The sequence below is a fragment of the Polyangiaceae bacterium genome, from assembly GCA_020633205.1.
Classification (GTDB): Bacteria; Myxococcota_A; Polyangia; order Polyangiales; family Polyangiaceae; genus JAHBVY01.
The window spans coordinates 369,492-385,443 of sequence record JACKEB010000013.1 but is presented as its reverse complement, the minus strand read 5'-3'; the positions used below and the strand labels follow the sequence as shown (position 1 = coordinate 385,443).

Here is a 15,952-nt window from a genome sequence, read left to right as displayed (position 1 = left end):
CTCTCCCCCCGATCGATCAGGGGGTGAGGCGCCTCTACCAAGTCATGCGCTGACACCCACCGCGCTCTTGGAGCCACGGGCATCGCGCGCCGTCGTCAGATGTTCATGCGCCAGATTTCGTAGAACGCGTCGACGACCTTGTTCCGCACGTTGCTGGCGAACTTCAGCTCGATATCCGCTTCGCTGAGCGCGAGCATCGTTCCATGAATGTCGTCGCGCCTCCCAGCGGCGAACTCCTCAGCGGCGTTCGCGGCGGAGAGGGCTTTTTCGTTAGCGGGGGCGATCACCGACTCGAGCACATGGGCGAAGCCGAGCTCGGGCGCCTGGGGCGAGTCGACCCCCTCAACGCCGCGCAGCGCTTCGAGCCCCTCTAGACTGGGTGGGCCATTGGGCGCGGCGCGCATCGCTCCACCAAACTCGGGCTCCGTACCCGCGCGGAACTCCACTGGTCCCCGTGAGGGTTGCAGTGGGATCATCGCTCCGTCAACGATCGGTCCGATGGCCACGAATCACTACTTTCCTAGGTCGATCGCGCTTCGCGCCATACCCTTGACGCTCTCGATGGATGTAACGCCCGCTTCGTAGGCACGGGACGCGGTGATCATGTTGACCATCTCCTCCACCACGTTGACGTTCGGGTACTCGACGTAGCCGGCGGCGTCCGCGTCGGGATGGCCGGGCTCTAGCACCAGCTGACCTTGCCGTGGATCCGCGACGATCTCCCGCACGTTCACCGTCGACACCGCATCCGCGAACTGACCACCGAACCCGCTCTCAGCGACCTTGCGCGCCTCGAACATCGGATCGATGCGCTTGTAGGGGCCGCCCTCAGCGGTGCGCGTGGTGCGCGCGTTGGCGAGGTTGGACGCGATGGTGTTCATGCGAATGCGCTGGGCACTGAGGCCCGACGCGGCAACTTCCATGGCACTGAACACACCTAGCATCGGTCTACTCCTTCAAACTTCTTCCAAAGCAACATCAGTGCCCATCTCCTGCAGCAAAGGCCAGCTGGCGTAGTTCGGCAGACACGATCGCGCTCACGGTGTCGTAGCGCAGCTGGTTGGCGGCGACCTTGGCGGCTTCACGATCCATCGACACGTAGTTGCCGTCAGGGCCTGGCCCCGCGCTCGCGTCTTCGAAGACCCTTCCAGTGACCGCCCCCGCCCCAGCAGACCCGAAGTGCGCCGACTTGGTCGCCTTCAACTGGACGCGAAGCACCCCGGCGAATTTGCTCGTTGGGTCCACGCGCCGCAGGTCATGAGGGATGAAGCCGGGGGTGTCCACGTGGGCCAGGTTGGTGGCCAACACGTTGTGGCGCTCGAGGTGGTAGTCGAGTGCCCCGTGCAGTGGCGCGACGTGCGCGAAGAAGTCAGACACTCGCGCTCTCCTTCGATGTAGTTCGTTTCCGCACAGTAACGTGATGCTCCAGTCCCCCAGTCACTTGCACTCCGCGTGCCGCAAAGGCGATGAGCCGTTCCCGGAGCGAATGGGCACTCAGGTGGGAGCTGCGCATTGAATGGGGTTGAGAGAAAAGGCGCTCAAGACTTGGCCGCTCCCTCCGTTCCCGTGCAGTGAGTACGTTAGGGCAATGTTGGCTCCTGGGTCACGACTCACCCCCGGGTGATTGGTGACCCAGATTCGCCGTCCCTCTGGACGTCGCGCGATGGCCGCAGAGAAACCCTGGTTTCGCTAGATTATCAGCGAAAAGCGCATTTTTTCGAGGCACTTGTCCGGGTCGCCAGTGACCCACTCCGAAGGCGCGAACTCCCTGGCCGAATTGGTCAACGCCAACGGTTTAACGCTGAATAGCCAGCAACCCGACAGTTGGCCCGCGCCTTGCTCTAGGGCTTAGCACGACACGCTGGTGGCCTTGAAAACGCCGCCAAAACACCCGCCGCGCTGTCCTTCAGCGCACTTGCCCCGGAGAAACGCCAATGACCAACACCGCCCCCCTCGACCTCAGCTGCTTCGATGACTCCGACGAGGAGCGCACCTCTGGCGTTTTCAACGTGCAAGCCATCCGTGAGAGCCGCCCGCGCAGCATGCAGGGTGTCGTCGGCACCTCCGACGCGCTGGTGGACATCTACCGCGTCATCGACCGCATCGCGGACACCAACTGCACCGTCCTGATCACCGGCGAGAGCGGCACCGGCAAGGAGCTGGTCGCCCGCGCCGTCCACACCGCCTCCGACCGCGCCAGCGAAAACTTCGTCGCAGTCAACTGTGGCGCCATCCCGGAGAACCTGCTCGAGAGCGAACTCTTCGGCCACGCCAAGGGAGCCTTCACCGGCGCTCACGCCAACAAGAGCGGCCGCATCGCCCAGGCCGAGGGTGGCACCCTGTTCCTCGACGAGCTTGGCGAGCTGCCCCTCGCGCTGCAGGTCAAGCTGCTCCGCGTGCTGCAGTCCGGTGAGTACAGCCCGGTGGGCGAGACCCGCGTCGTCAAGGCCAACGTGCGCATCGTCGCGGCAACGAACATCGACCTCGAGCAAGCCGTCGCCGAGGGTCGTTTCCGTGAAGATCTCTACTACCGCCTGAACGTGATCCACGTGACCACCCCCCCGCTGCGTGAGCGCGCCGAGGACATCCCGCAGCTCGTGCAGTACTTCCTGCACAAGGTCAACAAGCGCACCGGTCGCGCGGTGAATGAAGTGTCCCGCGCCGCGGCGCAAATCCTGATGGCCTGGACGTGGCCCGGCAACGTCCGCGAGCTGGAGAACACCATCGAGCGCGCTGTGCTGCTCTGCGCCGACGACAAGATCGAGCCCACGGACCTGCCCGCGAAGATCCGCGGCCTGGGCGGCGAGCGCCGCGTCTCCCCGAAGCTTCCTGACTCCGGCCTCGACCTGCGCCGCGCGGTCGAGTCCTTCGAGAACGACCTGCTCCGCCAAGCGCTGGACCGCACCGGCTGGAACAAGAACCGCGCCGCCAACCTGCTGGGCCTGAACCGCACCACCTTGGTAGAGATGCTCAAGCGCAAGCGCATGGCGCGCCCCCACGCCGCCTGATCCCAAAAAAAGCCGTGTCGAATTGGCCGTCTCGAAGCTCGAGACGGCCAATGGCTTTTTGTGGCTCGGTGTTTCCCCAAGGCAGTACATGCCGCTGGCACGCCGGTTGCTCCAAAAGAGGCGACGCCGAACGAGCACTAGCCGTGAGTGAGCAAGAATGAAGAGTTTTGGAACGCGAAGTCGCTATCACGCCAGCCTGTTAACACTGGCAATCGTCAGCGCACTGGCACCGGCAGCCCACGCCCAGGAACTGGTCATCACCGGTGAACTCGGGCTGGGAAGCGGACTCGAGGGGGGCAGCGTCGACGGACAAACCGAGTGGCAGCGCGCTCGCACGCGCCTCACGGCAGGCAGCACCTTCCATGTGGATGAGTTCCCGGAGGAGGCCTGGGGTGCGCGCGCGTTCGTTGAGTTCGAGCCGCGGGTGGGCGTCGGTGCGGAAGGTCGCTACCTGCGCTGGCTTTCGGACAGCTTTGGGGCGTACGCCGGAGTGACCGCCGCCTTCGCGCCGGAGACCCTGTTTGGCGGCGGTATCGGTCTGGAGTTCAACATCCCCCTCGCGGAGAAGACTCGGCTGTACATCGAACCATCCTTCACGGCGTTGCCGCTAGGTACCGACCTGCCATCGGGCAGTGTCTTGATGTGGGCGCTGGTCTCCATTGGAGTGAGCCTCGACCTATGACACACGCAGCGAAGCACCACCTGGCTTGGCTGCTTGGATGCGCCGCTGTTTGGCTTTGGGTTGCAAGCACGCCTGTGGGCTGCGCCAGTAAACATTGCCTTCGCAACACGGACTGCCCTCCGGGCTACGAGTGTTTTCAAGGCGGCTGTCGTATCCCCCCTGCCAGCGACTCGGGGACTGACGGCGGAGACGCCAGCGACGCCAACGACACTGACGCTGACGCTGACGCTGACGCTGATGCGAGCACAGACGCGGGCTCCGATGTGGAGGACGCGAGTCTAGACGCCGACGCCGGCAAGACCTGCGATCCCGACGCGGAAGCCGGCGCAGACGCCAGCTGCGAGATCGACGCCAGCGCTGACGGAAGCGTCGACGCCCAGCCGAACGACGCCAGCGGCGAGGCCGCCGCAGACGCTAGCGAGGACGCCGCCGCGGACGCGACCGTCGACTGAGTCCGTACGGAAATCGTTCAGCCAATGCCGAGCACCTGGCACCTCGGTTGCAAGCAACTCTGCAGAAAGCCGACTAAGGAGGCCGCATGTTTCGCTCTCTCAGTATCGCCGCCACGGGCATGAGCGCCCAGGAAACCCACCTAGAAGGGGTGGCGAACAACATTTCCAACGCCAATACGGCTGGCTTCAAGAAGCAGCGGGCTGACTTTCAAGATCTGCTCTACCGCACGGTGCGCGCCGCAGGCGCCCCGACAGGCGCCAATACGGTGGCGCCCGAGGCACTACAACTTGGCAGTGGCGTTCGCGTCGTCGGGACCGCCCACATCTTCAAGCAGGGCGCGGTACAGATCACCCAGAACCCCCTCGACGTCGCGATCGAGGGAAACGGCTTCTTCGTGGTTCAGCAGCCCGACGGCACCCCGGCGTATACGCGAGCCGGCAACCTGAAGACCGACGGAACGGGGCGTTTGGTTACCCCGGAAGGGCTCCCGCTCGACCCGCCGATCACGATCCCCGCGGAAGCTGTCGGCGTGAGCGTCGGTGCAGATGGCACGGTGAGCGTGAGCCTCCCAGGCGAGGCAGCGCCGACCACGGTTGGACAGATCCAAATCGCGTCGTTCGTGAACCCCGCCGGACTCTCTTCGGTCGGTCACAACCTGATGCAGGCCACGACCGCCAGCGGCGAAGCCCAAGTGGGTAACCCTGGCAGCGATGGCCGCGGAACGCTGATGGGTGGCGCCCTCGAGTCATCCAACGTCGACGTGGTCGAGGAGATGATTGGGCTCATCAGCGCTCAACGAAACTACGAAGTGAACTCCAAGGTGGTCAGCGCCGCCGACGAGATGCTTCGCACCGCCACGCAGATGAGGTGAGCGGGATGAGTCGACGTAGCTCCGGCGCCTTCCGCCCATTCGCTTTACCCCTACTCTGCGCCTTGCTGTGCACGGCGCCGGGAGCTGGCGCAGCGCCAGGTGAGGTCGAGGTGCAAGGCGCACACATCGAGCTCGGAGAGGTCTGGAAGGACGCGCCCGAGGACTACCGCGAGATTGACCTCGGCCGCGCGCCACCGCCTGGGGCCAGTCGCTTGTTGAGCCGCGCTGCGGTGTTGCGTCAGGTAAAGGCAGCGGGCTTCGACCCCGCCAAGGTGAAGTTTCCACCTAGCGTGCGGGTTCGCTCCGCCGCCAAGCAGATCAGCAAAGAAGAACTCGAAACGCTCGCTAGCCCGGCGATCGCTCGCTCCCTCAAGCGGGGCGTGGAGTTGAAGAAGGTCAGCGCCACCCGCGGTGCAACTCTCCCCCCCGACGCAGTGCTCGAGGGCGTCGACATGCCGAAGCCCCCGAAGCGTCGCGGCGCCTACCGCACGAGCGCGATCGTCAAGTGGATCAGCGACTCGGAAACGGTCGCGCGCATCCCGGTGAGCGTCACCCTCTACATCACCGAGCGCGGCGCCAGCGCAGACGTTGAGAAGGGCGCGAACATCACCCTGGTCGTCGAGCGCAAAGGCGCTCGCCTGACCGCGCGCGGCCAAGCGCTCACCTCCGGAGACGAGGGCGAGATCATTCAGGTCCGCGTTTTGAAGACCAACAAGGTGCTGCGCGCCCGCATCGATTCGGAGCACGTAGCCACGGTGGAGGAATCATGAAGCAGTATCTCCTGCGAGCGCTACTGATGAGCGCCTGTCTGAGCTCCGTGGCCTGTGGGCCACAACACATTCGTGCCTTCAAGCAGCGGGAGCGCAACTACCACGAGGGAGAGTATGCAGCCGCCCGCGGCGAATCGGCACCCAGCTCTGGTTCTCTGTACAGCGAAGCCGTCGCTGGTTACCTCGAGGATACACGCGCGGTGCGCATCGGCGATGTCGTACTGGTAAAGATCGACGAGTACGCCGACGCGTCGGGCAACGCATCCACCAAGCTGAGCAAGGACAGCTCTCGCAGCGCGGAGATGCAGTCGCTCCTGGGTCTGGTTCCGGCGATCAAGAAGGCCTACCCCAACATCGATCCCACGAAGCTGATGGCGATGGCAGCTTCCAGTGACTTCACCGGAAAGGGCGACACGACTCGCTCGGGTCAGCTTTCCGGCACGATCGCCGTCAAGGTCCGACGTGAGATGCCCAACGGTGACCTGTTCATCGAAGGCACCAAGGTCGTGATGATCAACCACGAGGAGTACCACCTCTACGTCTCCGGTTTGATCCGCCCCTCGGACATTGAGGGAGACAACTCGATTCCTTCAGGGCGGATCGCCGATGCCCAGGTGGAGTTCACCGGTCGCGGCGATATCGACGATCAGACGGAACGGGGCTGGCTCACCGCCCTGCTCGACTCAATCAACCCGTTCTGAAAGGCCGGTCCGATGCCGAAACGCTGGTTATCCCTGCTCGTCGTCCTCCTGGGACTATCCGTTCCACACACCGCAAAGGCGGATCGTCTGCGCGACTTGGTCGATGTAGTGGGCGCCCGCGACAACCAGTTGATTGGATACGGTGTCGTCGTGGGCCTCAACGGGACCGGTGACGACGTTTCTGCGCCGTTCGCGATGCAATCGCTGAAGGCGCTACTCACGCGCCTCGGGGTACAGGTGAGCGCGAAGCAGCTCAGGCTGAAGAACGTCGCGGCGGTGGTCATCACAGCCAACATTCCGGCGTTTTCTCGTCCCGGTCAGAAGCTCGACATCGTGGTCTCGTCGATCGGCAACTCGAGTTCGTTGCGCGGCGGCGTGCTCCTGCAGGCGCCGATGCGCGGCGCCGACCGACGAGTCTACGCGGTTGCTCAAGGTCCGCTCTTGATCGGCGGCTTCTCCGCGTCGGGCTCCTCGGGCTCATCGAGCAAGACCGGCATCACGACCACGGGGCGCATCCCTGGAGGGGCGCTGGTCGAACGCGAGATCAAGTCTGACTACGCAAAGAAGGGTGTCCTCACGCTCTCCCTCCGCAGCCCAGACTTCCAAACCGCGCAACGCATCGCCGACGCGGTCAACAAGGCGCTCGGCAAAGGCACGGCGGAGCCTTTGGACGGCGGTGCCGTCAGCGTCAAACCGCCAAAGAAGCTACGCGGCAAGCCCGTCAAGCTGTTGGCGCAAATCGGCGACATCGAGGTGAACCCTGCGAGCGTTGCGCGCGTGGTGATCAACGAGCGAACCGGGACCATCGTCGCGGGCGGCGACGTCCGCCTCAGCCCAGTCGCCATCAGCCAGGGCGGCATCACCATCAACATCAAGGAGAAGCCCCGGGTTTCTCAGCCAGAACCTCTGGCAGACGGCAAGACGAAGGTCGTCACCGAGAGCGACATCGAGACGACCGAGCAGACGCCTCCGGCGCTGACGTACCTCGAAGGTGCGGCCTCCCTGGCGGACGTCGCACAGGCGCTCTCAGTCTTTGGCGTCTCCCCACGGGAACTGGCAAGCATCCTGCAAGCTCTACGTTCAGCAGGCGCCCTCCGCGCCGAGGTGATCGTACAATGAGTATCGCGGCAACTGCACCGGTCCTTGCTCAAAGCCCAGCGGCCGACGTAGCCAAAGCGTCGGGCAAGGCGCCCGCCAAGGCATCACCGGAGATCCTCGACGCAGCTCGGAAGTTCGAAGCGATCTTCGTCCGGCAGCTCTTGTCGTCCCTGGAAAAGACCACCCAGATGGGCGGGGAGAAAGGCACCCAGGGCAACGTCTACGGTTCGATGGTCGTGTCCAGCATGGCAGACTCGATCAGTGCCGCCGGTGGACTTGGGCTCGGCGAGCTCGTCGCCCAAGCCATGATGCAAGCGGAGAAACACACGTGAATTCGCTCGTTTACACACAAACCGACGCGCCACGTGCGTTTTTCGTTCAAGGCTTGCCCGCGGGATCCGTTCACCCCGCCGGAGCGACACCAACCTTCGTCGCTCGTGTCAATCGGAGGACCCAATGAAGGGAATCAGCAACAACCCCGCCCTCTCCGCCTACCAGCGCATGGCCGTGAAGCCGGTCAGCGCAACCCAGGCAGCCGGAAAGACGGAGCAGGTTACCCAGAGTTCCACGCCGCGCCCTCAAGACGCGGCGAAGGTCAGCATCTCGAGCGAGGCTCGCGAGTTGGCAGGATCCACCGGAGGAGTCCGCACGGAAAAGATCGCCGCGCTCAAGGCGTCGATCGCCGACGGTTCCTTCAAGGTGGACTCCAGCGCCATCGCCACGCGCCTCGTCGACGAGGTGGGCTGACCCCCGAAGCACGCACGGCAACGTGTGTGAGTCCGCGTCAGGCCGCTCGGCTTGGCCCAGGCACAGCTACGAGCGGCATCGCTCGTAGCTCGAGGGGGTTGGTCCATCCGCAAACTGGAGGCAATGGACCATGTCGCACAATCCCCCTACCCTCGACTCCACCCTATCCGAACTAGAAGCGCTTCTGCTCGCCGAGCACGAGGCGCTGCGCGTGTTGGATCACGCCGCCCTGGATCGTTGCCGCGAGGCAAAACTTGAACTCGATCAGCGCCTGCGCGATTTCCCCAAAGAGCAGTTCGTCGCCGCCCAGCGTGACCAGCTGGAGGGTATCAAGCGCCAGGCCATCGCCAACCAGTTGCTGCTCATCCACGCCCGCGCGTGCGTCAAGTCGATGTTGGATTTGGCGACTGGCAACCACTTCGATGGATATAGCGGCAAGAACGGTCAAGGCTTGAACCGTTCTGGTTCCACCACTCAAAGTCCTGTTCGTCTGAGCTTCAGGAGCTGAAATGTCCCTCAACTCCCTGATGTACACGGCGCGGGACGCCATGAGCGCCCAGTCGTATGGCCTGAATGTCACTGGCCAAAATATCTCCAACGCGAACACCGCAGGTTATGTCCGCAGGGATCCGATCCTCGTCACGCGAGCCCTCGGAACGATGGACTACGGCGGTGTCCAGGTCGAGGGGCTGCGACGCGCGGCGGATCAGTTTACCGAGCGCCGCTACCTCGAAGCGGTGGGGCTGTCGTCGGCCGCCAGCGAACACGATACCCAACTCTCGCGACTGGAAAGCCTGTTCAACGATGGCGTGGGTGCCGGGCTAGGGAGCGCGTTTGACCAACTGTTCGGCGCGTTCTCGGATCTGACGAGCAATCCAGCGGATCCAGCCTCCCGCATGGCAGTGCTCAGCCGCGCCGAAGAGCTAGCAGGGCGCTTCCGCAGCACCGGGGACGCCATCGCGACCCAACGCACCGAGCTCTTGACGTCCGCGAAGGACACCACGGCTCAGATCAACCAGCTCGCCGACAAGCTAGCCGAGCTCAACCGCAAGATCAGCGTGGCAAAGGGTGCCGGCTCCGACGCCGCCGACCTGGAAGACGAACAAGCCCAAGCCCTCAACAAGCTCTCCGAGCTGATCGACGTGCACACCTTCCCTGATTCCAAGGGCGGCTTGGTCGTGCAGGTTGCTGGCACGACCCTCGTGGAGGGCGCTGAGGTTCAGAAGCTGAGCATCGACGTGGATCCGTCAGGAAACATGCAACTCCTGGCGGCACGTGGTTCTGGCCCCGGTAGCGACATCACCAAGCACCTGAGCTCGGGAAAGCTCGCCGGGATCCGGGACGCGCGGGACGTCGACTTGCTGGCAGCGCAAGAGAAACTGGACCAGCTCGCGTTCGACTTCGCTACCGCGGTGAACACCCAGCACGCCGCAGGCTTTGGCAAAGACGGCGTGAGCGGACGCAACCTGTTCAGCGTATCGGCGACCGCCGCTGGCGCGGCCCGCTCACTGAGTCTCGACCCATCCGTCGCTGGCAACCCCGACGCCATCGCCGCAGCCTCGAGCGCGGCAACGCTCCCTGGCGGTTCCGGCAACAGCCTGCTGCTTCAAGCTCTCGGGACGAGCCCGATCGCTAGCGGTGGCACTCGCAGTCCTGCGGAGGCGTACTCGGACTTGGTGGGCGACGTCGGCACGAGGCGTGCAGCCACCAAGAGCGATGTTGGTATTCGGGCCGCCATGCAGGACCAGGTGTACCAAATGAAGGAATCGGCCAGCGGCGTCAGCCTCGACGAAGAGATGGTCAACCTGACCCGTTACCAACGAGCGTACGAGGCGGCGACCAAGGTGATCTCCACGGTCGACCAGATGTTGGAAGAGCTGATTGGGCGCCTCGGTCGCTAGGGCGCTGCTTTGGCACTAGGGTAGCTACGAAGGAAGTTCGAGATGCGAGTCACTGACAATCTACGGTTCTTCAACGTTCAAAAGAACCTCTCCTCGCTTTCCTCACGGCAAGCGACGGTGGCGCAACAGGCGGCAACTGGCATGCGTATCAACGCTCCCTCTGACGACGCCGCAGGCGCGAGCGAGCTGGTTCGCATCGACTCGGGGTTGCAGCGCATGGACTCCTACAAGCGTTCCATCGGCACTGCTCGCGACGACGCGTCTCTTGCGGAGTCTACGCTGGGCGCTGCAAGCGGGCTCTTCGATCGAGCTCGTGAGCTGGCGCTGCAGGGGGCAAACGGCAGCCTCAGCGCGAACGAGCGCAGCATGCTGGCGAGCGAGGTCAAACAACTGAGGGAGCAGCTGACAGACCTCGCAAACACCAAAGGCTCTCGCGGATACTTGTTCGCGGGTAGCCAAACCGAGACCGCGCCGTTCGACAACGTGGGCATCTTCAGCGGCGACCAGACGGCTCAGCGCATCGAGGCTGGCCCAGGCGTAACCCTCCAGGTCAACGCCGATGGGGCGACTGCATTCACGGCGGTCGGGGGTGAGGACACCTTTACGGCGCTGAGCAACCTCGAAGCAGCCCTGGTCGCCAACGATCCAGCGGCCACTGCAGCGAGCCTGGGCGCCCTGGACCGGTCCAAGCAGCAGCTCACGAGTGCGCGTGCGAGCTCTGGCCTCTTGATGAACCGACTCGACACGGCGGACGCGGCGGTAGACACGGGCAAGCTTAGCCTCACGGAAAAGCGCAGCCATGTGGGGGACGCGGACGCTTTCGAAGCCTACTCCCAGCTCATGAATCTCTCGAGTTCTATCGAGCAAGCCATCGCGGTGGCCAAGAACACACTGAACCTCTCTTCCGTGTCGCGCTTCTGACGCTCCCACACGGAAGGCCCTACATTTGAGCGGCCCCGTCTAGCAGGATGCTGAAGAACTCCGTTTTTCAGCATCCTGCGCGCTTATCCGCGCGGATCTCTGAACCACGCTCTCGCAAAACCCCATAGAAGTGAGGGTTTTGCGAGAGCGTGATCTGGCCGAGTTGTGCGCGGGCACGGTTGTTGTTGTTTGGCAGGGTGTTTTTCAACACCCTGCTAAGGACGGTGGCCGCTTTGGGCTTCCATGCACGCGGAGGCGATGGCCTGACGGCGCGGATTTCTCAAGCTGAGAATCTGGCACTCAGCGTGCATCGCGTGAGGCATGCTGATCATTGCTAGACGAGTAGGCCAACGCATCGTTCTCGGTGACGACATCGAGATCCACGTCACCGCGCTGAGCCGCAAGGTGGTGAAGATCGGCGTCGTTGCCCCCCGCGGACGTGCGGTGCTGCGCGGAGAAGTCCACGACAGCATCCTGGAGGCGAACCAAGCGTCCCTCGATGGCAGCCTCGAGGTGGCGGAGAGCGTGGGCGGAAAGGTCAAGCCCGCTGCCCTGCCGGTCACCGTCATTCGGCGAGCTCCGAAAGGGCCGGAGGCTCGAGATGAGGGCTGAATTGTCGCTCGCGGTGTCAAAGCCCCGACGCATGCCCGCGAGCACCTGGCGCCGCGGAGGCCGCGCCGTGTCGCGAGATCAGCGGTTTCGCGCCGGATTTCGGCCGATTTCGCGGATTCGGCGAGTTGGCACACAACATGGATTGTCGGTTGTCGAGGAAGACGCGCAGTGACCATGCAACTCGCCATAACTCAGACGGCCACGCCAGCGGCGACCCCCGTCACCACCGTTCCCAGCCTCTCGGACCAGCTGTTCGCGCAGAACCTCGAGAGCCTGAACGTTGGGGCGGAGACTCGTGCGTTGCTCGCCAACACGCCTGAGCGAGGTGGGATTGCTTTCCGCGCGGGTTATCTGACACTGCACGCGGCCGACGCTCAGTTCGACTCAGAGGTGAGCTTCAGCGAGCTCCAGACGCTGGTCCGCGACGCCGAGCAAACCCAAGGGCCCGTGATCCTGTTTGGCCTCGGCGTGGGGCGCCTCGCGCAGCAACTGAAGGCTAGCACCGACGCCCTCGTCATCTTCGAGCCGGACCTCGGCCTGCTGAAGCGGCGCCTGAATGCAGGCCCATTGTGCCTCGGCGATGTGCCGATCGTTGCGACGGAGCACGACCTGATGCAGGTCTGGACGGAGCTGTCCAAGGATCGCACCGGTGCGACCTTGGTCGCTGCCCCGGGCTACCGTGAGGCGTACGCCGAGGCCTTTGCGAAGTTGGCAGCCAGCGTGGAACAGCTGGTCAATCGCACCACCGCGAACGTCAACACGTATCATCTCCGCGCGGAGACGTGGGCACGAGACGTGGTCGACAACGTGGACTGCCTGGTTCACTCGAGTCCCTTTCTGGCGCTCGAGCGCAAGCTGGAAGGGGTCCCCGCGTTCATTGTTGGAGCGGGTCCTTCGCTCGCCAAGAACGTCGAACAACTTCGAGAGGCGGCGCAGAAGGGCATCGTGATCGCGGTGAACTCCAGCGCCCTGGCGCTGGCGAAGGCCGGCGTCACACCCCAAGTGCTGATGTGCATCGAGTCCATCGATATCTCTGACTTGCTGCGCAAGGTACCGTTCATCGACGAGGTCGTACGTGCGTTCAGCCTGACCGGTAGCCCGGAAGTCTTGCGTACGGGAGCCGGACCGCTGCTCCCCGTCTACGAGGCGCTGCCCGAGTTCGAGGCGCCGCTCCGCGAGCTCATGGGAACCCCCGGAGTCAAAGTCTCGGGGAGCGTATCCACCGCAGCCTTCTCGTTGGCCGAGCAACTCGGCTGCAGCCCCATTGTGCTGGTCGGTCACGACCTCGGGTACACGGGCGGCGAGGCCTACGCGAAGGGTACCGCCTACGAAGGCTCCAGGGTCGAAGCAAAGCCGGAACAAGGAGTTCTCGAGCTTCAATGGAGCCAGACCGTGATCGACGCCCATGGCAAGGGTCAGGGCTCCATGCACGCCCACGAGCAACTGCTCGAGGTGGAAGCTTGGGGGGGAGAGGGCAGCGTCCTGACCGGCGTGATGCTGAGCGCGGTCCGAGCCTGGTTCGAAGGCGTTGGCCGCGAGCTACCTCGGAGTCGCCCCGAGCTGGAGTTCATCAACGCGACCGAGGGCGGAGCCCGCATCCAGGGTGTACGGGAGATGCGCCTCGCCGAGTTGCTCGCCACGCTACCGGAACGTGGGCTGACGGCTGCTGAGCTCGCAGCACGCGCAAAGGCAGAACGCGCGCCCGTGTCGGCGGAACGCATTCGGGCTTGGGCAGACAGCCAGCGAGATGCCCTGAGCCGCGTACGTCGGGCTGGCAAGGAGTTGCGCGAGCGAGCAAACGCAGCGCTGACGGGGATGCGTCGCGAATCGCCCGCCCTCGTGAAGAAGAGCTTCCGCAAGCTCTCCCACGCCGAACAGGACTACCGCAAGGCCCTCGCCCCGCTGTCCCTGTTGGACGCCTACGCGAGGCGCGAAATGGACTGCATCGCCGCGGTGAGCCAACGCGAAAACCACAGTGAGCATTCCCGCGCGGAAGTATCCATCGAAAGCGAAGTCAAGATCACGCACGCCATCGAGCGCGCCATGGACAACTACGAGTCCGACCTAAAGCGTTTGGTGACCCGTCTCTGACGGACACCGACAAACATCTCGTCAAGTAAGGAGTGGATCATGTCTCTAGTCGTTAGAACGAACGTCGCCTCATTGCAGTCGCAAATGAACCTTGGAAAGAACCAAGCGGCGCTCAGCACCAGTTTCAACAAGCTCTCCAGCGGCTACCGGGTGAACTCAGCCGCGGACGACGCCGCCGGTCTCTCGATCAGCGAAAATATCGTAGGACAGGTACGTTCGTACACCGTTGCCGAGCGGAACGCGAACGACGCGATCAGCATGGTGCAAACCGCGGAAGCGTCCCTGGGAGAGATGACCGGCATCATGCAGCGCATGCGCGAGCTGGCGGTTCAAGGAGCGAACGGCAACTACACCGCGCAGGACCGCGGGTACATGGACACCGAGTTTCAAGCGCTCAAGTCCGAGCTGTCACGGATCCAGGCGGCTGCGAAGTTCAACGGCAAGCAGCTCGTCGGCACCGCGGCGACGACGATCACCTTCCAGATCGGCCTCGACAACACCGCGAGCGATCAGATGGCGATCTCCTTCGGCGGCATGAACCTCACGGCCATGTTGGCAGCCACGAGCACGCTTTCAGGCACCGGGCCAACCGCCTCCCAGAACATGCTCGCGCGCATCGACTCCACGATGACCGCAATCTCGACCGCACGCGCAGACTACGGCGCGTCGATGAACCGCCTCGATATCGCGACGAGCGCCATCCAGACCATGCGTCTGAACATGTCAGCTGCAAACTCGCGCATCCGCGACGTCGACGTCGCGATGGAAACCTCCACGATGGCGCGCAACCAGGTGCTCAGCCAGGCCGGCGTCTCCGTGTTGTCGCAAGCCAACCAGCTCACCCAGAGCGCCCTCAACCTGCTGCAGTAGTCGCCGCACGACTTAATATCCAAAGCAACGAAGACGAGATGAAGAGCTGCTCGCGGCCTAGCCGCGAGCAGCTCGCTTCGTTTTGTGCGCGCTGACGCGCTGAACTCCAAGCGACGCTGTCAATCACGAAACTGCTCAAGCAAGTCCCCGAGGCTCCGTTCCCCAAAATGACGGGCAAGACGCCCGGGGGGAGTGTCAAGGACGACACTCTCCAACTCTCCAAGAAGGAGAAAGACAATGCCCCTAGCAGTACAAACCAACGTTCCGTCTCTTCAGGCTCAGCGCAACTTGAAGGGCAACCAGATGAACCTGCAAAACAGCTTCAACAAGCTGTCGAGCGGTTATCGCATCAACACCGCGAAGGACGACGCGGCGGGCCTCGCCATCAGCGAGAGCATGAAGTCTCAGGTTCGCTCATTCACCGTCGCGGAGCGCAACGCCGCCGACGGCATCTCGATGGCGCAGACGGCTGAAGGCGCCCTCGGGGAAATCCACAACGTGCTCGGCCGCATGCGCGAGCTGGCCATGCAGTCATCCAACGGCTCGCTCGGCTCTCAGGACCGTGGCTACATCGACACGGAGTTCGGTGCGCTCAAGTCGGAAATCGGCCGCATTCAGTCGTCCGCGAAGTTCAACGGCAAGCAGCTCGTCGGCTCTGCGACCAGCAGCATCACGTTCCAGGTCGGCCTCGACAACACCGCGAGTGATCAAATCAGCATCAACTTCGGTGGTGTGGCGCTAACACAAATCCTCGCCGCTACGACCAGCGTCGCAGGAGCCACGGCGGGTTCGTCTCTCACGGCCCTGGGTCGCATCGACACGGCCATCCAGAAGGTCTCCACCGCTCGCTCGAACTTCGGTTCTGCGATGAACCGCCTGGATGTCGCGAGCTCGAACATCGGCACCATGCGCCTGAACATCGACGCCGCCAACAGCCGTATCCGCGACGTCGACGTGGCTGATGAGACCTCCAAGATGACCAAGAACCAGGTGCTCAGCCAAGCAGGCATCTCGGTCTTGGCGCAGGCGAACCAGCTGCCGCAGATGGCCATGAACCTGCTCTGATCGCGAATCAAACCGCATCAAGCGCCCGCTCCCGAAAGGAGCGGGCGCTTCGCGCTTTGTGATGTTTCTCGAATTGAGAAGATTCGTTCTCAATCAAAGACACGCCTAGCCGTACAGTCTCATACGCTATCCGCGAGGAAGAAGCGTCAAAGGTTTGTCAGT

19 protein-coding genes are annotated in these 15,952 nt (G+C 63.7%); 16 read left to right on the top strand and 3 right to left on the bottom strand.

All coding sequences use genetic code 11. The annotated features are described in order from the left end of the window. Nucleotides 1-95 precede the first annotated feature (95 nt). From H6718_17980 to flgB, 3 genes are read right to left on the bottom strand one after another with little or no spacing between them, the layout of a single operon-like run. Nucleotides 96-506, bottom strand: coding sequence for a flagellar hook-basal body complex protein FliE (locus H6718_17980; GenBank protein MCB9587294.1), 411 nt, complete (start codon nt 504-506; stop codon nt 96-98). A gap of 6 nt (nt 507-512) precedes the next feature. Then, a complete protein-coding gene (flgC, locus tag H6718_17975; GenBank protein ID MCB9587293.1) occupies nt 513-944 on the bottom strand; it encodes a flagellar basal body rod protein FlgC in 432 nt (143 codons plus the stop codon). A 34-nt stretch (nt 945-978) separates the two neighbouring features. Continuing rightward, nucleotides 979-1,377, bottom strand: coding sequence for a flagellar basal body rod protein FlgB (gene flgB / locus H6718_17970; protein MCB9587292.1), 399 nt, complete (start codon nt 1,375-1,377; stop codon nt 979-981). A 665-nt stretch (nt 1,378-2,042) separates the two neighbouring features. Between flgB and H6718_17965 the strand changes: the two genes are divergently transcribed. The 16 genes from H6718_17965 (at nt 2,043) to H6718_17890 (ending at nt 15,790) form a co-directional block, all read left to right on the top strand. After that, nucleotides 2,043-3,008 carry a sigma-54-dependent Fis family transcriptional regulator gene (locus H6718_17965; protein ID MCB9587291.1) on the top strand — a complete coding sequence of 322 codons (966 nt, stop codon included), beginning with the start codon at nt 2,043-2,045 and terminating at the stop codon, nt 3,006-3,008. A 157-nt stretch (nt 3,009-3,165) separates the two neighbouring features. Next, a complete protein-coding gene (locus H6718_17960) occupies nt 3,166-3,690 on the top strand; it encodes a hypothetical protein (GenBank protein MCB9587290.1) in 525 nt (174 codons plus the stop codon). Further along, nucleotides 3,687-4,142 carry a hypothetical protein gene (locus H6718_17955; GenBank protein MCB9587289.1) on the top strand — a complete coding sequence of 152 codons (456 nt, stop codon included), beginning with the start codon at nt 3,687-3,689 and terminating at the stop codon, nt 4,140-4,142. Before H6718_17960 ends, H6718_17955 begins: the two co-directional genes overlap by 4 nt. Nucleotides 4,143-4,228: 86 nt before the next feature. Beyond that, a complete protein-coding gene (flgG, locus tag H6718_17950) occupies nt 4,229-5,014 on the top strand; it encodes a flagellar basal-body rod protein FlgG (GenBank protein ID MCB9587288.1) in 786 nt (261 codons plus the stop codon). A 5-nt stretch (nt 5,015-5,019) separates the two neighbouring features. Continuing rightward, a complete protein-coding gene (locus H6718_17945; GenBank protein ID MCB9587287.1) occupies nt 5,020-5,784 on the top strand; it encodes a flagella basal body P-ring formation protein FlgA in 765 nt (254 codons plus the stop codon). Continuing rightward, nucleotides 5,781-6,485 (top strand): flagellar basal body L-ring protein FlgH, encoded by a 705-nt coding sequence (locus tag H6718_17940; protein ID MCB9587286.1) that lies wholly within the window; start codon nt 5,781-5,783, stop codon nt 6,483-6,485. The genes H6718_17945 and H6718_17940 overlap by 4 nt, the downstream gene beginning before the upstream one ends. 12 nt (nt 6,486-6,497) lie before the next feature. Then, complete coding sequence (locus H6718_17935; GenBank protein MCB9587285.1) at nt 6,498-7,604, top strand: flagellar basal body P-ring protein FlgI; 1,107 nt, start codon at nt 6,498-6,500, stop codon at nt 7,602-7,604. Next, nucleotides 7,601-7,915 carry a hypothetical protein gene (locus tag H6718_17930; GenBank protein ID MCB9587284.1) on the top strand — a complete coding sequence of 105 codons (315 nt, stop codon included), beginning with the start codon at nt 7,601-7,603 and terminating at the stop codon, nt 7,913-7,915. The genes H6718_17935 and H6718_17930 overlap by 4 nt, the downstream gene beginning before the upstream one ends. A 124-nt stretch (nt 7,916-8,039) precedes the next feature. Then, the gene (flgM, locus tag H6718_17925; GenBank protein ID MCB9587283.1) at nt 8,040-8,330 is read left to right on the top strand and encodes a flagellar biosynthesis anti-sigma factor FlgM; all 291 of its coding nucleotides are present in this window, start codon (nt 8,040-8,042) and stop codon (nt 8,328-8,330) included. A 130-nt stretch (nt 8,331-8,460) separates the two neighbouring features. Continuing rightward, the gene (locus H6718_17920; GenBank protein MCB9587282.1) at nt 8,461-8,838 is read left to right on the top strand and encodes a hypothetical protein; all 378 of its coding nucleotides are present in this window, start codon (nt 8,461-8,463) and stop codon (nt 8,836-8,838) included. A 1-nt stretch (nt 8,839) separates the two neighbouring features. Further along, the gene (gene flgK, locus H6718_17915; protein ID MCB9587281.1) at nt 8,840-10,231 is read left to right on the top strand and encodes a flagellar hook-associated protein FlgK; all 1,392 of its coding nucleotides are present in this window, start codon (nt 8,840-8,842) and stop codon (nt 10,229-10,231) included. A gap of 42 nt (nt 10,232-10,273) precedes the next feature. Beyond that, a complete protein-coding gene (gene flgL / locus H6718_17910; protein ID MCB9587280.1) occupies nt 10,274-11,152 on the top strand; it encodes a flagellar hook-associated protein FlgL in 879 nt (292 codons plus the stop codon). Nucleotides 11,153-11,473: 321 nt separating this feature from the next. Then, the gene (locus tag H6718_17905) at nt 11,474-11,764 is read left to right on the top strand and encodes a carbon storage regulator (protein MCB9587279.1); all 291 of its coding nucleotides are present in this window, start codon (nt 11,474-11,476) and stop codon (nt 11,762-11,764) included. 174 nt (nt 11,765-11,938) lie between these two features. Beyond that, a complete protein-coding gene (locus H6718_17900) occupies nt 11,939-13,855 on the top strand; it encodes a DUF115 domain-containing protein (GenBank protein ID MCB9587278.1) in 1,917 nt (638 codons plus the stop codon). Between the two features lie 39 nt (nt 13,856-13,894). Next, nucleotides 13,895-14,725, top strand: a complete 831-nt coding sequence (locus H6718_17895; protein ID MCB9587277.1) for a flagellin FliC — start codon at nt 13,895-13,897, stop codon at nt 14,723-14,725. Between the two features lie 237 nt (nt 14,726-14,962). Beyond that, nucleotides 14,963-15,790, top strand: a complete 828-nt coding sequence (locus H6718_17890; GenBank protein MCB9587276.1) for a flagellin FliC — start codon at nt 14,963-14,965, stop codon at nt 15,788-15,790. Nucleotides 15,791-15,952: the final 162 nt, after the last annotated feature.

Excerpts from the sequence above, each read along its gene's own strand:
- flgC (MCB9587293.1), bottom strand. The coding sequence starts at position 944 with ATGCTAGGTGTGTTCAGTGCCATGGAAGTTGCCGCGTCGGGCCTCAGT.
- H6718_17965 (MCB9587291.1), top strand. The coding sequence starts at position 2,043 with ATGCAGGGTGTCGTCGGCACCTCCGACGCGCTGGTGGACATCTACCGC.
- H6718_17960 (MCB9587290.1), top strand. The coding sequence starts at position 3,166 with ATGAAGAGTTTTGGAACGCGAAGTCGCTATCACGCCAGCCTGTTAACA.
- H6718_17955 (MCB9587289.1), top strand. The coding sequence starts at position 3,687 with ATGACACACGCAGCGAAGCACCACCTGGCTTGGCTGCTTGGATGCGCC.
- flgG (MCB9587288.1), top strand. The coding sequence starts at position 4,229 with ATGTTTCGCTCTCTCAGTATCGCCGCCACGGGCATGAGCGCCCAGGAA.
- H6718_17945 (MCB9587287.1), top strand. The coding sequence starts at position 5,020 with ATGAGTCGACGTAGCTCCGGCGCCTTCCGCCCATTCGCTTTACCCCTA.
- H6718_17940 (MCB9587286.1), top strand. The coding sequence starts at position 5,781 with ATGAAGCAGTATCTCCTGCGAGCGCTACTGATGAGCGCCTGTCTGAGC.
- H6718_17935 (MCB9587285.1), top strand. The coding sequence starts at position 6,498 with ATGCCGAAACGCTGGTTATCCCTGCTCGTCGTCCTCCTGGGACTATCC.
- H6718_17930 (MCB9587284.1), top strand. The coding sequence starts at position 7,601 with ATGAGTATCGCGGCAACTGCACCGGTCCTTGCTCAAAGCCCAGCGGCC.
- flgM (MCB9587283.1), top strand. The coding sequence starts at position 8,040 with ATGAAGGGAATCAGCAACAACCCCGCCCTCTCCGCCTACCAGCGCATG.
- H6718_17920 (MCB9587282.1), top strand. The coding sequence starts at position 8,461 with ATGTCGCACAATCCCCCTACCCTCGACTCCACCCTATCCGAACTAGAA.
- flgK (MCB9587281.1), top strand. The coding sequence starts at position 8,840 with ATGTCCCTCAACTCCCTGATGTACACGGCGCGGGACGCCATGAGCGCC.
- flgL (MCB9587280.1), top strand. The coding sequence starts at position 10,274 with ATGCGAGTCACTGACAATCTACGGTTCTTCAACGTTCAAAAGAACCTC.
- H6718_17905 (MCB9587279.1), top strand. The coding sequence starts at position 11,474 with ATGCTGATCATTGCTAGACGAGTAGGCCAACGCATCGTTCTCGGTGAC.
- H6718_17900 (MCB9587278.1), top strand. The coding sequence starts at position 11,939 with ATGCAACTCGCCATAACTCAGACGGCCACGCCAGCGGCGACCCCCGTC.
- H6718_17895 (MCB9587277.1), top strand. The coding sequence starts at position 13,895 with ATGTCTCTAGTCGTTAGAACGAACGTCGCCTCATTGCAGTCGCAAATG.
- H6718_17890 (MCB9587276.1), top strand. The coding sequence starts at position 14,963 with ATGCCCCTAGCAGTACAAACCAACGTTCCGTCTCTTCAGGCTCAGCGC.